The sequence below is a fragment of the Pseudomonas vranovensis DSM 16006 genome (genome assembly GCF_000425805.1).
GTDB lineage: Bacteria > Pseudomonadota > Gammaproteobacteria > Pseudomonadales > Pseudomonadaceae > Aquipseudomonas > Aquipseudomonas vranovensis.
This window is the reverse complement of the sequence record NZ_AUED01000012.1, coordinates 193,950-207,220: the sequence shown is the minus strand read 5'-3', so window position 1 is coordinate 207,220 and position 13,271 is coordinate 193,950. Positions and strand designations below refer to the sequence as shown.

At 62.0% G+C, this 13,271-nt stretch carries 13 protein-coding genes; 7 read left to right on the top strand and 6 right to left on the bottom strand.

The window, feature by feature from the left end; translation table 11 throughout:
- Nucleotides 1–216 precede the first annotated feature (216 nt).
- Nucleotides 217–654: a hypothetical protein gene (locus H621_RS0113820; RefSeq protein ID WP_028943973.1), complete on the bottom strand. Its 438-nt coding sequence runs from the start codon at nt 652–654 to the stop codon at nt 217–219.
- Here H621_RS0113820 and H621_RS0113815 point away from each other — a divergent pair.
- Nucleotides 653–1,108, top strand: coding sequence for a tRNA (cytidine(34)-2'-O)-methyltransferase (locus H621_RS0113815; RefSeq protein ID WP_028943972.1), 456 nt, complete (start codon nt 653–655; stop codon nt 1,106–1,108). The two genes, H621_RS0113820 and H621_RS0113815, sit on opposite strands and share 2 nt — an antisense overlap.
- Nucleotides 1,109–1,165: 57 nt before the next feature.
- On the opposite strand, the gene secB is transcribed toward H621_RS0113815, so the two are convergent.
- From secB to H621_RS0113800, 3 genes are read right to left on the bottom strand one after another with little or no spacing between them, the layout of a single operon-like run.
- On the bottom strand, nt 1,166–1,657 hold the full coding sequence (gene secB / locus H621_RS0113810) for a protein-export chaperone SecB (RefSeq protein ID WP_028943971.1): 492 nt from the start codon (nt 1,655–1,657) through the stop codon (nt 1,166–1,168).
- Between the two features lie 40 nt (nt 1,658–1,697).
- Nucleotides 1,698–1,952, bottom strand: coding sequence for a glutaredoxin 3 (gene grxC / locus H621_RS0113805; RefSeq protein ID WP_028943970.1), 255 nt, complete (start codon nt 1,950–1,952; stop codon nt 1,698–1,700).
- Nucleotide 1,953: 1 nt separating this feature from the next.
- A complete protein-coding gene (locus tag H621_RS0113800) occupies nt 1,954–2,367 on the bottom strand; it encodes a rhodanese-like domain-containing protein (protein WP_028943969.1) in 414 nt (137 codons plus the stop codon).
- A gap of 215 nt (nt 2,368–2,582) precedes the next feature.
- Between H621_RS0113800 and gpmI the strand changes: the two genes are divergently transcribed.
- From gpmI to H621_RS0113780, 4 genes are all read left to right on the top strand, one after another.
- The gene (gpmI, locus tag H621_RS0113795; RefSeq protein WP_028943968.1) at nt 2,583–4,118 is read left to right on the top strand and encodes a 2,3-bisphosphoglycerate-independent phosphoglycerate mutase; all 1,536 of its coding nucleotides are present in this window, start codon (nt 2,583–2,585) and stop codon (nt 4,116–4,118) included.
- Between the two features lie 154 nt (nt 4,119–4,272).
- A complete protein-coding gene (locus tag H621_RS0113790; RefSeq protein WP_028943967.1) occupies nt 4,273–5,556 on the top strand; it encodes a murein hydrolase activator EnvC family protein in 1,284 nt (427 codons plus the stop codon).
- Nucleotides 5,557–5,649: 93 nt separating this feature from the next.
- On the top strand, nt 5,650–6,969 hold the full coding sequence (locus H621_RS0113785) for a S41 family peptidase (RefSeq protein ID WP_028943966.1): 1,320 nt from the start codon (nt 5,650–5,652) through the stop codon (nt 6,967–6,969).
- A 9-nt stretch (nt 6,970–6,978) separates the two neighbouring features.
- Nucleotides 6,979–7,746 carry a divergent polysaccharide deacetylase family protein gene (locus tag H621_RS0113780; RefSeq protein WP_028943965.1) on the top strand — a complete coding sequence of 256 codons (768 nt, stop codon included), beginning with the start codon at nt 6,979–6,981 and terminating at the stop codon, nt 7,744–7,746.
- Here the strand turns inward: H621_RS0113780 and H621_RS0113775 are convergent.
- Both H621_RS0113775 and betT read right to left on the bottom strand, forming a co-directional pair.
- Nucleotides 7,737–8,477, bottom strand: a complete 741-nt coding sequence (locus tag H621_RS0113775; RefSeq protein WP_028943964.1) for a substrate-binding periplasmic protein — start codon at nt 8,475–8,477, stop codon at nt 7,737–7,739. The genes H621_RS0113780 and H621_RS0113775 overlap by 10 nt on opposite strands.
- A 129-nt stretch (nt 8,478–8,606) precedes the next feature.
- The gene (gene betT / locus H621_RS0113770) at nt 8,607–10,610 is read right to left on the bottom strand and encodes a choline BCCT transporter BetT (protein ID WP_028943963.1); all 2,004 of its coding nucleotides are present in this window, start codon (nt 10,608–10,610) and stop codon (nt 8,607–8,609) included.
- A gap of 420 nt (nt 10,611–11,030) precedes the next feature.
- Between betT and betI the strand changes: the two genes are divergently transcribed.
- A complete protein-coding gene (gene betI, locus H621_RS0113765) occupies nt 11,031–11,696 on the top strand; it encodes a transcriptional regulator BetI (RefSeq protein ID WP_028943962.1) in 666 nt (221 codons plus the stop codon).
- 30 nt (nt 11,697–11,726) lie between these two features.
- A complete protein-coding gene (gene betB / locus H621_RS0113760; RefSeq protein ID WP_028943961.1) occupies nt 11,727–13,199 on the top strand; it encodes a betaine-aldehyde dehydrogenase in 1,473 nt (490 codons plus the stop codon).
- Nucleotides 13,200–13,271 lie beyond the last annotated feature (72 nt).

Genomic DNA, 13,271 nt, shown 5'->3' with positions numbered 1-13,271 from the left:
CCCGCTCCTGCCGCAGGAGCAGGCTTGCCCCGCGAAAACTGCACCGAACCTGTGCCCCACGCACCGCGCTAAGGCACAGAATCCCTTTCAGATAACGCGAAACCCCGCCAAACCCACCATTTTGCGCACTGCAACAAAACTGGCACACACCCTGCATTAGTATGAGTACTCCAGTTTTGGGGACCTTGGTACAGGCAGGCCGGGGATTCCCCTCTTTTATTCGCGCAGTCGCACCTGCACCCGCCAGTGCCCATCGTCCTCTGCACCGGCCCAATCGCCGTGCAGGGGACGGGCCGCCACCAGGGTCACCAGCAACCCGCCATCACTCTTCTGAACCCGCCAGCTGACAGGCTTGCCCTGCAGCAGCAACTGGCCACGCGCCGCCTTGCCCTGGGCATCGAACAGCAGCGCCAGGGTGCCTTCGACTTCTTCGCCGTGCAGCTTGGGTTCCTCGTTGAACCACAGGTCCAGCCCACCTTCGACCACCTGCACCTGCTCCAGCAGCCGAGGTTCAGGTGTGGTCAGGCGACCGATCATCAAGCCCACCAGCATGCCCAGAATGGCCAGGGAAAACAGCACCCGTGGCCAGAGCTGCGAACGCGGGTCCGGTTCAGGAGTAGAATGCTCGCCATCTTTATATTCGGAGCCGTGCATGTTTCACGTCATCCTCTTTCAACCAGAGATTCCGCCGAATACCGGCAACATTATCAGGCTGTGCGCCAACAGCGGCTGCCACCTGCACCTGATCGAGCCCATCGGTTTCGAGCTGGACGACAAGCGCCTGCGTCGCGCCGGGCTGGATTACCACGAGTATGCTCCGCTCAAGCGCCACCCCGACCTTGCCAGTTGCCTGGAAAGCCTTGGCCAGCCACGCCTGTTCGCCTTCACCACGAAGGCTTCGCACCCTTACCACGAAGTGGCGTTCCATCCGGGTGATGCTTTTTTGTTCGGACCGGAAAGCCGTGGCCTGCCTGCCGAAGTGCTGGACAGCCTGCCTGCCGAACAGCGCCTGCGCCTGCCGATGCGCGAGGGCTGCCGTAGCTTGAACCTGTCCAATACGGTGGCGGTGACGGTGTATGAGGCGTGGCGACAGCAAGGCTTTGCCTGAGTCGCCCCGCGATAAAAAAAGCGCCCATCAGGGCGCTTTTTCAATACGTCGCAAGGCTTACTGCAGCGAAGGCGCTTCGCCTGCTTCCTGCATGCGTTGCATTTCCTGGGCGTACAGGGCGTCGAAGTTGACCGGCGATAGCATCAGCGCCGGGAACGAACCGCGGGTGACCAGGCTGTCCAGGGTTTCACGCGCGTACGGGAACAGGATGTTCGGGCAGAAGGCACCCAGGGTGTGGCTCATCGAAGCCGCGTCCAGGTTCTTGATCAGGAAGATACCGGCTTGCTGCACTTCAGCAATGAACGCCACTTCGTCGCCGTTCTTCACGGTCACCGACAAGGTCAGCACGACCTCGTGGAAGTCGCCTTCCAGGCCTTTCTGCTTGGTGTTCAGGTCCAGTGCGACGCTCGGCTCCCACTGCTGACGGAAGATGGCCGGGCTTTTCGGCGCCTCGAACGACAGGTCACGCACGTAGATGCGCTGCATGGAGAACTGTGGAGAGTTGTCTTCAGCTGCGGCGGCGGCGTCGTTGTTCTGTTGATCAGTCATGACAGATCCTTCTTTCCAGGTTCTTTATAGGGGTTCTGCTTCAAGCCTTGAGCAGGGCGTCGAGCTTGCCGGCGCGCTCAAGGGCATACAGGTCGTCGCAACCGCCGACGTGGGTACTGCCGATCCAGATCTGCGGCACCGAAGTGCGGCCGGCCTTCTGGCTCATCTCGGCGCGCACCTGCGGCTTGCCATCGACCTTGATCTCTTTGAAATCCACACCTTTGCTCTCGAGCAGGTACTTGGCCCGCGAGCAGTAGGGGCAGTAATCGCTGGAGTAGACGATGACGTCGCTCATATCACTTCACCAACGGCAGGTTGTCGGCCTTCCAGCTCGACACGCCGCCCGACAGCTTGGCGGCGGTGAAGCCAGCCTTGAGCAGTTCGCGGGCAGTGGTGCCGGCGTGCTGGCCCATGGCATCGACCACGATCAGGGTCTTGGCCTTGTGCTTTTCCAGCTCGCCCATGCGGGCAGCGAACTTGTCCTGTGGAATGTTCAGGGCGCCAACGATGTGGCCCGCCGAATAGTCCTTGGTCGAACGGATGTCGATCACCAGGCCTTTGTCGGCGTTGACCAGTGCAGTCAGTTCGCCGGTGCTCAGGCTGCGGCCGCCCTTGCGTGCTTCGTGGATGATCAGCAGCACCAACAGAACGATGAAAATACCGACCAGCAAATAGTGTTTTGTTGCGAATTCAATCAGGTGAGCAACCATCGGAAGGTGATCCAGGCCATTAAAAATGTTGGCCAGTATACACAGCACCCAAGGTCGGCCAAAGCCCGCCCGACCGGCTCATGGCCAGTAAATCCTGCCAAGTGGCTACAGTCCGTCGGCCCGTGCCCGGTCGCAAACAAGGTTAATTCGTCATTCCTGACCAATATGCCCTAAAATGCGTGTCTTTATCATCTGAACAACCGTGAGTGGGATTGATGACGAGCACGCCAAAACCCTTGGTCCTGATCATCCTGGATGGTTTCGGTCACAGCGAAAGCCCTGACTACAACGCCATCTATTCGGCCAACACGCCAGTCTACGATCGCCTGCGTGCCACCCAGCCGCACGGCTTGATCTCCGGTTCCGGCATGGACGTCGGCCTGCCTGACGGGCAAATGGGCAACTCCGAGGTCGGCCACATGAACCTCGGCGCCGGCCGCGTGGTGTACCAGGACTTCACCCGGGTGACCAAGGCCATCAAGGACGGCGAGTTCTTCGAGAACGCCGTGCTCTGCGGCGCGGTCGACAAGGCGGTGGGCGCCGGCAAGGCCGTGCACATCCTCGGCCTGCTCTCCGATGGCGGCGTGCACAGCCACCAGGATCATCTGATCGCCATGGCCGAACTGGCCGCACAGCGTGGCGCCGAGAAAATCTACCTGCACGCCTTCCTCGACGGCCGCGACACCCCGCCAAAAAGCGCGCAATCCTCGATCGAGCTGCTCGACGCCACCTTCGCCAAGCTGGGCAAGGGCCGCATCGCCAGCCTCATCGGCCGCTACTACGCCATGGACCGCGACAACCGCTGGGACCGCGTATCCACCGCCTACAACCTGATCGTCGACAGCACCGCTGAATACACCGCCGACACCGCCGTAGCTGGCCTCGAAGCGGCCTATGCCCGCAGCGAAAGCGACGAATTCGTCAAAGCCACACGCATCGGGGACGCGGTAAAAGTCGAAGACGGCGACGCGGTGATCTTCATGAACTTCCGCGCCGACCGTGCCCGCGAGCTGTCGCGCGTGTTCGTCGAAGCCGACTTCAATGAGTTCCCGCGCACACGCCTGCCCAAGCTTGCCGCCTACATCGGCCTGACCCAGTACTCGGCCAAGATTCCGGCCCCGGCCGCGTTCGCCCCGGGTAGCCTGAACAACGTACTCGGCGAATACCTGGCCAAGAACGGCAAGACCCAGCTGCGCATCGCCGAAACCGAGAAGTACGCCCACGTGACGTTCTTCTTCTCCGGTGGCCGCGAAGAGCCGTTCGAAGGCGAAGAGCGCATCCTGATCCCATCGCCGAAGGTCGCTACCTACGACCTGCAGCCCGAAATGAGCGCGCCGGAAGTCACTGACCGCATCGTCGAGGCCATCGAACAGCAGCGCTACGACGTGATCGTGGTCAACTACGCCAACGGCGACATGGTCGGCCACAGCGGCGTGTTCGAAGCCGCGGTCAAGGCTGTCGAAGCCCTGGACCTGTGCGTTGGGCGCATCGTCGAGGCCCTCGACCAAGTGGGCGGCGAAGCGCTGATCACCGCCGACCACGGCAACGTCGAGCAGATGGAAGACGAATGCACAGGCCAGGCGCACACCGCGCACACCACTGAGCCAGTACCGTTCATCTATGTCGGCAAGCGTGACCTGAAGGTGCGCGAAGGCGGCGTACTGGCCGACGTGGCACCGACCATGCTCAAACTGCTGGGCCTGGAAAAACCTGCAGAAATGACAGGCACGTCGATTTTGATCGACGGCTGAAGCGGTAAGCAGCACGCTTCGAGCGGCAAGAAACAGCGGGCGAGCGCTCGCTTTTCTTGCCGCTTCTGGTTTGCCGCTTGGCGCTAAAGCCGTTTTTTTTGCAGCCTGTGGCGGGCATACTAGGCCCGTCTCCATCCCTGGTGCCGCCCACTCCATGTTTCGCGCCCTGATCGTACTAGCCCTGTCTTGCCTGCTCAGCCCGGCGTTTGCCGACGAGCGCGCGCAAACCCAGCAGCAACTGGACGCCACGCGCCAGGACATTGCCGAGCTGAAAAAAATGCTCGGCAAGTTGCAGCAGGAAAAATCCGGTGTGCAGAAAGACCTGCGCAGCACAGAAACCGACATCGGCAAGCTGGAAAAGCAGGTGGAGGCCCTGCAACAGGAACTAAAAAAGGCCGAGGGCGAGCTGGAGCGCCTTGATCACGAGAAAAAAAAACTCCAGAGCGCCCGCGTTGAACAACAACGCCTGATTGCCATCCAGGCCCGTTCGGCCTACCAGAACGGTCGCGAGGAATACCTCAAGCTGCTGCTCAACCAGCAGAATCCGGAAAAATTCGCCCGCACCCTGACCTATTACGACTACCTGAGCCAGGCACGCCTGGAGCAGTTGCGCAACTTCAACGAAACCCTGCGCCAGCTCGCCAATGTCGAACAGGACATCAGCCTGCAACAGGCCCAGTTGCTGGCCCAGCAAGGCAACCTCGATGCCCAGCGCCAGGAGCTGGAAAAGGTTCGCGCCGAACGCCAGCAGGTGCTGGCCAAGCTCAATAACGATGTAAAAGCGCGCGACCAGAAGCTGCAGGCCCGCGAGCAGGACCAGGCCGATCTGACCAAGGTCCTCAAGACCATCGAAGAAACCCTCGCCCGCCAGGCTCGCGAAGCGGAAGAAGCTCGCCAGAAGGCGCTGCTGGCTGCGCAGGAAGCGGAAAAACAACGCCAGCGCGAAGCCCTGGCAGCCAACAGCGATGCCCCGAAAAAGCCCAAGCCGCTGCCTGGCCCGCTGGTTTCCAGCAACGGCGAGACCTTCGGCGGCGCTTTTTCTTCGGCGCGGGGAAAACTTCCATGGCCGGTCAATGGTCGATTGCTCGCGCGCTTTGGTGAAACCCGCGGCGACGATTCGCGAGCCAAGTGGGACGGCGTGATGATCAGTGCCTCCCCCGGCAGCCAGGTGCGTGCCGTGCATGGTGGCCGGGTGGTGTTTGCCGACTGGTTGCGCGGCGCTGGACTTCTGGTCATTCTCGACCATGGTAATGGCTACCTGAGCCTCTACGGCCATAACCAGAGCCTGCTCAAGAGCGCCGGAGACGTCGTCAAGGCCGGCGAGGCTATTTCCACTGTCGGCAACAGCGGCGGCCAGAACAGCTCGGGACTGTACTTCGCCATCCGCCAGCAGGGCCGCCCCAGCGACCCCGCACAATGGTGCCGTGCCCAGGGATAGGTACCACCAACCCCCTATTTAGCGGCGTAGCGCACTATCGGGCTACGCCGAAGCTCCCTACGGAGCGCTACCAGGATCAGGAGTTCGTTCGACATGCTGTATTCGCCTCGCCTCACCTCGCTGGCCCTGACCATCGCCATGGCCCTTGGCGCGTCCCTGGCCCAGGCGGCCGAGCCCGCCAAGCCTGCCTCGGTACCGGCTACGGCGGCTACGGCCAAGGCGCCGCTGCCGCTGGACGAACTGCGCACCTTTGCCGAGGTCATGGACCGGATCAAGGCAGCCTATGTCGAACCTGTGGATGACAAGACCCTGCTGGAAAACGCCATCAAGGGCATGCTCAGCAACCTCGACCCGCACTCGGCCTACCTGGGCCCGGAAGACTTCCAGGAGCTGCAGGAAAGCACCAGCGGCGAGTTCGGCGGCCTGGGCATCGAAGTCGGCATGGAAGATGGCTTCGTCAAGGTGGTCTCCCCCATCGACGACACCCCGGCATCCCGTGCCGGTATCGAGGCCGGCGACCTGATCGTCAAGATCAATGGCCACCCGACCCGCGGCCAGACCATGACCGAGGCTGTCGACCAGATGCGCGGCAAGGTTGGCGAGAAAATCACCCTGACCCTGGTTCGCGACGGCGGTAATCCGTTCGACGTGACCCTTGCCCGTGCAGTCATCCAGGTCAAGAGCGTCAAGAGCCAGCTGCTCGAAGACGGCTACGGCTACATCCGCATCACCCAGTTCCAGGTCAAGACCGGCGAAGAAGTCGGCAAGGCCCTGGCCAAGCTGCGCAAGGACAACGGCAAGAAGCTGCGCGGCCTGGTACTGGACCTGCGCAACAACCCCGGTGGCGTCCTGCAGTCGGCGGTGGAAGTGGCCGACCACTTCCTGACCAAGGGCCTGATCGTCTACACCAAGGGCCGCATCGCCAACTCCGAGCTGCGCTTCTCGGCCGACCCGGCCGACGCCAGCGAGGCGGTGCCATTGGTGGTATTGATCAACGGCGGCAGCGCTTCGGCCTCGGAAATTGTCGCCGGCGCCCTGCAGGATCAGAAACGCGGCGTAGTGATGGGTACCGACAGCTTCGGCAAAGGGTCGGTGCAAACCGTACTGCCGCTGAACAACGACCGCGCCTTGAAGATTACCACCGCGCTCTACTACACCCCCAACGGTCGCTCGATCCAGGCCCAGGGCATTGTTCCGGACATCGAGGTGCGTCGCGCCAAGATCACCGCCGAGCAAGACACCGAAAACTTCAAGGAAGCCGACCTGCAGGGCCACCTGGGCAACGGCAACGGCGGCGCCGACCGTCCGTCCGGCAAGGCGGCCAGCAGCAAGGCTCGCCCACAGGATGATGACTTCCAGCTCAGCCAGGCCTTGAGCCTGCTCAAGGGCTTGAGCATCACCCAGGGTAAATAAGGCCAGTCGATGCGTTGCCTGCTGTTCACCCTGCTGTACCTGTTGAGCGGTGCCGCCCTGGCGGCATCGGCTCAACCGGCCAAAGCCTACCTCAGCCTGATCATCGACGACCTCGGTCAGAACCCGGCCCGTGATTCCCGCACCCTGGCGCTACCCGGGCCAGTAACCCTGGCGATCATGCCCGACACCCCCCACGCCAGCGATTTTGCCCGCGAGGCCCATCGCGCCGGCAAGACGGTGATCCTGCACATGCCCATGGACCCTGCCACCGGCCCCTACGCCTGGCATCCCGGCACACCGCTGCCGGAGCTTGAGCGCCGACTCGATGCCGCCCTGGCCAAGGTGCCCTACGCCGCAGGCATCAATAACCACATGGGCAGCCGTATGACCGCCGAGGCCGGCCCTATGGCCTGGCTGATGAGCGAGCTGCAACGGCGTGACCTGTTTTTTGTCGACAGCCGCACCAGCGCTGCCACGGTCGCGGCCCGATCGGCGCAGAACGCCAGCCTGGCCAGCGTCTCTAGGGATGTGTTCCTCGATGATGTGCGCACCACAGAGGCCATCGCCGGGCAGCTGCAACAGGGCATTGCCCTGGCGCGCAAACAAGGTTCGGCGGTGCTGATCGGCCACCCATACCCACAAACGCTGGAAGTACTGGAACGCGAGCTGCCCAGGCTCAAGGCCCAAGGCATCGAATGGATCGAGATTCGCCAGATGATCGCCGAGCGCAGCAACCGGGCCATGACAGGCCACGGCCGCAACGGCATCTACAAGTAGTGGGCGAACACCGTCTCGACAAAGCCGTCGCTGCGCATCTGCTCAAGGGCTTGCTGGAGCTTGCGCACCACCTCATCGGGCACCTGCTTGTTCAGCGCCAGGTACAGCTCGGCGCCGTTGAAACGCAGCACGGTCTTCAGCTTGCTGACACCCACCTGCCGTGCCAAGTAGCGTCCGGCCGGATCACCACTGGCCCACAGGTCAATCTCGCCCTTGATCAGCTTTTGCGCATTGTCGCGGTCTCGCAGCGCCAACACCGGCTTTAGCCCTTTATTGGTGAGGAAGTTGCCGATGGCATCGCCCTTATAGGCACCAATGCGATAGCGCCGGGCGTCCTCCAGGCTGTCGAGCCTGATGTCGCTGTCTTCTGGCGCCAGCAGGATCCAGTCATCCGGGCCGATCGGCCCCACCCACTTGAACAGCGCCTCACGTTCGGGCTGGCGGGCCATGACGAAAATCCCATGGCCGGGCGTGGTCAGCACCTGCTGGTAGATACGCTGCCAGGGGAAGCGCAGTGTCAGGGTGTAAGGCACCCCGGCGCGCTTGAACATCTCGCGCACGATGTCGGTGGCGATACCGTTGATGCCCTCGTCGCGGGCAAAGCTCTTGCCGTTGATTGACATGTTGTAGGGCGGGAAGTTTTCGGTCAGCAGCACCATGGGGTCGTCCGCGCGGGCAACGTGGGCGAACGACAGGCAACTGCACAGCAACAGAACAAGACGCTTGAACATGATGGCACCGGGCTCCTTGGCAACGCCAAGAGTGCCGGTCCCCTGTGTGACTGTCCAGCCTGGTACCGCGCACAAACCAAAAGGGCCCTGTTCCTTGGAACAGGGCCCTCTGCCGTCAATCAGCCTTTATCAGCTGTAGACACGCCCCAGCAACTGGCGGTGGCTTTCGAACTGATCCAGCACATCACGGGTGATCTGCTCGGGTGTGAAGCCCATCAGGTCGTATTCCTGGCTGCCGTTGTGCAGGTACACCTCGGCGCGATAGAAGCGCTGGCGTACCTCGCTCTCGCCTTCGACCGGCGCCTCGCTTGGCGCGGCCAGGTAGCCGTCGAGGCTGACTTCATAGACGAAAGGGTTGCCCTCATCCATTTCGATGCGCAGGCCCATGGCCGAACGCGACTGGCCGACCCGGGTCTGGACCTGGAAGCCCAGCACTTGCAACTGTGCTGCAGCTTCCTTCAAGGCCGGGCTGACGCGCTTGTCCATGAAGCGCTGCACCACCGCCTGGGTCGGTTGCAGATCCAGCTGGCTCAGGCGCTCGCTGAAGCCACGGCGACCACGGGCGGCCAGTTCAGCCTGCTCCTGCTCGACCTGGCTGTCCTGTTTCATGGCCTTGTACAGGCCGAACATGAACAGCACCAGCACCACCGAGAACGGTAGGCCGGCCAGCACCACCATGGTCTGCATGGCCTCGAAGTTACCGGCAAACAGCAGGCCGATGGTCACCAGCGTGATGATGGCCGACCAGAGGATACGCAGCCAGTGCGGTGCGTCTTCGTCGACGTTACCGCCTTTGCACGACAGGTTGGCCATCATCACCGCGCCGGAGTCGGCCGGGGTCAGGAACAGCACGAAGCCGACGAACACCGCTACACCCACGACGATCTTGGCTGCCGGGAAGTGCTCGAGCAGCTGGTAGATCGACATCGACGGTTGTTCCAGCGCTGATCGTCCCAGCTCCACCGCCCCCTGGTTGATTACCAGGTCCAGCGCGGTGTTGCCGAAGATCGACAGCCAGGCCAGGGTGAAGCCCAGCGGAATCAGCAGCACGCCGGCCACCAGCTCGCGCACGGTACGGCCACGGGAGATACGGGCAATGAACATGCCGACGAACGGGCCCCAGGAGATCCACCAGGCCCAGTAGAACAGGGTCCACAGGCCCAGCCAGCGCTCGGACTTGGCGCCATCGCCTTCATACACGTACAGGTCGAAGGTCTTGAGCACCACACCGTTGAGGTAATCACCGATGTTCTGCACGAAGCTGTTGAGCAGGTGCAGGGTCGGGCCGTTGAGCAGCACGAACAGCAACAGGCCGCTGAACAGGATGATGTTCAGGTTGGACAGGCGACGGATGCCGTTCTCCACACCCGACACCGCAGCAATGGTCGCCACGGTGCTCATGACCAGAATCACAATCAGCAGGTTGGTGTTGCTGTGCTCCATGCCGAACAGGTATTCCAGGCCCGAGGACACCTGCATCGAGCCGATGCCCAGGTTGGTCACCAGGCCCAGCAGGGTCACGAACATACCGAAGATGTCGACGGTATGGCCGGCAGCACCTTTGACCCAACGCTCACCCACCAGCGGATACAGCGCCGAGCGCAGGGCCAGCGGCTGGTTGTGACGGTAGGCGAAGTAAGCCACGGCCAGGCCGACCAGAGCATAGATGGCCCAGCCGTGCAGGCCCCAGTGCAGGAAGGTCAGCTGCAACCCTTCACGGGCCGCCTGCAGGCTCTGCGGCGAGCCCTGCGGCGGATTGAAGTAGTGGTCCAGCGGCTCGGAGGCACCGAAATACAGCAGCGAGATACCAATACCGGAAGAGAACAGCATCCCGGCCCACGCGCCGTAGCTGAAATCCGGCGTGTCGTCCTTGCCGCCAAGCTTGAGCTTGCCGAAGTTGGAGAACGCCAGAACGATGACGAATACCAGGTAGCCGCCAATCACCAGCATGTAGTACCAGCCAAAACTGCGCGACAGCCAGGCCTGCGCCTGACCCAGCAGTTGGCCAGCGGTTTCGGGTACAGCGATAAGCAAGGCAGTCAGAAGCAGGATCAGCAGCGTCGAGGTGTAGAACACCACGCTATTGACCCGGACCCTCTCGGCAGGGGTCTTGATTAGGGAGGCAGAACTCATTGCACATAGGCTCCGGGCAGTGCGAGAGAAACGAAACAACCGTTGCCTGCGCAAATGGTGCAATAGCCCCACTGCGTCAGGTGTTATAAAAGCACCTTGAAAAACCGTGATCCCGAATCGAATACGTTGAAAAAAAACAGGCCTGACACCCCGCTCCAAGGGTTGGCCGGGCAGTGCAGTACCGCTCGGCAGATCTGTTCAACGCGCCGCTTACACCCGTCAACACCTTGTATTCCGGGGGTTACACGTCTTTTTGGGGTGCCAATTTGTGCTCGCAGACTGTAGGAAAAGTCTGTCAATGGCACAGATTGTCGCAGAGCTTATTCTTTGTTGATTGAACGTTCAATCAAAACAAAATAGACTGGCCTTTGCCGAGGCAGCCGCTCGTCGACTGCTCGCAGGCCTGAGGAGATTTGCAAGATGCCCAAGGTCGGTATGCAACCCATTCGCCGCCAGCAATTGATCGAAGCCACGTTGCTGGCAATCGACCAGGTCGGGATGGGTGACGCCAGCATTGCGCTGATCGCCCGTTTGGCCGGTGTGTCGAATGGCATCATCAGTCACTACTTTCAGGACAAGAACGGCCTGATCGCAGCGACCATGCAGTACTTGATGAGCGTGCTGAGCGAGAACGTCGTCGCCAACCGGCAGGCGCTCAAGGACAACAGCCCGCGTGCCCACCTGCAGGTGATCATCGAAGGCAACTTCGACGCCAGTCAGGTCAACGGCCCGGCAATGAAAACCTGGTTGGCCTTCTGGGCCTCCAGCATGCACCAGCCGTCTTTGCACAGGTTGCAGCGGATCAACGATCACCGCTTGTATTCCAACCTGTGTTGCCAGTTCCGCCGCGTCCTGCCGTTGTCCGAGGCACGCACCGCAGCCCGAGGACTGGCAGCCCTGATCGACGGCCTGTGGCTGCGCGGAGCGTTGTCCGGAGAGGCCTTCGACACCGACCAGGCGAAACAAATCGCTTACGAATACATGGATCTACAACTGGCGAAGCAGACGAGCCCGAACACACAAGCACGGGCCTCTGAACCACTACGCGCCGCAAATGCCAAAAAAGCAGGAGCGACGCTCGGATAGCCACTTACACAATGCACTTGCGAGGACACTATGGCCCGTTTCGAACTGCAAAAACTCTACATTGATGGTGGTTATGTCGACGCTTCCAGCGACGCTACCTTCGACGCCATCAACCCGGCCAACGGCGAAGTCCTCGCCCAGGTGCAACGTGCCACCCAAGAAGACGTCGAGCGCGCAGTAGAAAGCGCCGAGCGCGGCCAGAAAGTCTGGGCCGCCATGACTGCCATGCAGCGTTCGCGCATCCTGCGCCGCGCCGTCGACATTCTGCGCGAGCGCAACGATGAGTTGGCCGCCCTGGAAACCCTGGACACCGGCAAGTCCTACTCCGAAACCCGCTACGTCGACATCGTCACCGGTGCTGACGTGCTGGAATACTACGCCGGCCTGGTACCTGCCATCGAAGGCGAGCAGATCCCGCTGCGAGACAGCTCGTTCGTCTACACCCGCCGCGAGCCGCTGGGCGTGACCGTCGGTATCGGCGCCTGGAACTACCCGATCCAGATCGCCCTGTGGAAATCCGCACCTGCCCTGGCGGCCGGTAACGCGATGATCTTCAAGCCGAGCGAAGTCACCTCGCTGACCACCCTGAAACTGGCCGAGATCTACACCGAAGCCGGCCTGCCCGACGGCGTGTTCAACGTCCTGACCGGTAGCGGCCGTGAAGTCGGCACCTGGCTGACCGAGCACCCACGCATCGAAAAAGTCTCGTTCACCGGCGGCACCGACACCGGCAAGAAAGTCATGGCCAGCGCCTCGAGCTCCTCGCTCAAGGAAGTCACCATGGAACTGGGCGGCAAGTCGCCACTGATCATCTGCGAAGACGCCGACCTGGATCGCGCCGCCGACATCGCCATGATGGCCAACTTCTACAGCTCCGGTCAGGTCTGCACCAACGGTACCCGCGTATTCGTGCCCGCCTCGATGAAAGCCGCCTTCGAAGCCAAGATCGCCGAGCGCGTTGCCCGCATCCGCGTTGGCAACCCTGAAGACGAGAACACCAACTTCGGCCCGCTGGTCAGCTTCGCCCACATGGAAAACGTGCTGGGCTACATCGCCAAAGGCAAGGAAGAAGGCGCACGCGTCCTGTGCGGCGGCGAGCGTCTGACCGACGGCGAATTCGCCAAGGGTGCCTTCGTGGCCCCAACCGTATTCACCGATTGCCGTGACGACATGACCATCGTCAAGGAAGAAATCTTCGGCCCAGTGATGAGCATCCTCTCCTACGAGAGCGAAGAAGAAGTCATCCGTCGTGCCAACGACACCGACTTCGGCCTGGCCGCTGGCGTATGCACCAACGACATCAGCCGCGCCCACCGCATCATCCACCAGCTTGAAGCCGGTATCTGCTGGATCAACGCCTGGGGCGAGTCGCCAGCCGAAATGCCGGTTGGTGGCTACAAGCAATCCGGTGTCGGCCGTGAGAACGGCGTGAGCTCGCTGGCTCAGTACACGCGCATCAAATCGGTACAGGTAGAACTGGGCAACTACAACTCGGTGTTCTAAGCACCCCTGTAGCCGCGCCCGGGCCGCACAGGCCCGGGCGCTTCCCGTTTTTCCTGCCTACTGCCAAAGAGG

Coding starts and splice junctions, on each gene's coding strand:
- betB (WP_028943961.1), top strand. CDS start 11,727: ATGGCCCGTTTCGAACTGCAAAAACTCTACATTGATGGTGGTTATGTC.
- H621_RS0113790 (WP_028943967.1), top strand. CDS start 4,273: ATGTTTCGCGCCCTGATCGTACTAGCCCTGTCTTGCCTGCTCAGCCCG.
- betT (WP_028943963.1), bottom strand. CDS start 10,610: ATGAGTTCTGCCTCCCTAATCAAGACCCCTGCCGAGAGGGTCCGGGTC.
- H621_RS0113780 (WP_028943965.1), top strand. CDS start 6,979: ATGCGTTGCCTGCTGTTCACCCTGCTGTACCTGTTGAGCGGTGCCGCC.
- grxC (WP_028943970.1), bottom strand. CDS start 1,952: ATGAGCGACGTCATCGTCTACTCCAGCGATTACTGCCCCTACTGCTCG.
- H621_RS0113815 (WP_028943972.1), top strand. CDS start 653: ATGTTTCACGTCATCCTCTTTCAACCAGAGATTCCGCCGAATACCGGC.
- secB (WP_028943971.1), bottom strand. CDS start 1,657: ATGACTGATCAACAGAACAACGACGCCGCCGCCGCAGCTGAAGACAAC.
- H621_RS0113820 (WP_028943973.1), bottom strand. CDS start 654: ATGCACGGCTCCGAATATAAAGATGGCGAGCATTCTACTCCTGAACCG.
- H621_RS0113775 (WP_028943964.1), bottom strand. CDS start 8,477: ATGTTCAAGCGTCTTGTTCTGTTGCTGTGCAGTTGCCTGTCGTTCGCC.
- H621_RS0113785 (WP_028943966.1), top strand. CDS start 5,650: ATGCTGTATTCGCCTCGCCTCACCTCGCTGGCCCTGACCATCGCCATG.
- betI (WP_028943962.1), top strand. CDS start 11,031: ATGCCCAAGGTCGGTATGCAACCCATTCGCCGCCAGCAATTGATCGAA.
- gpmI (WP_028943968.1), top strand. CDS start 2,583: ATGACGAGCACGCCAAAACCCTTGGTCCTGATCATCCTGGATGGTTTC.
- H621_RS0113800 (WP_028943969.1), bottom strand. CDS start 2,367: ATGGTTGCTCACCTGATTGAATTCGCAACAAAACACTATTTGCTGGTC.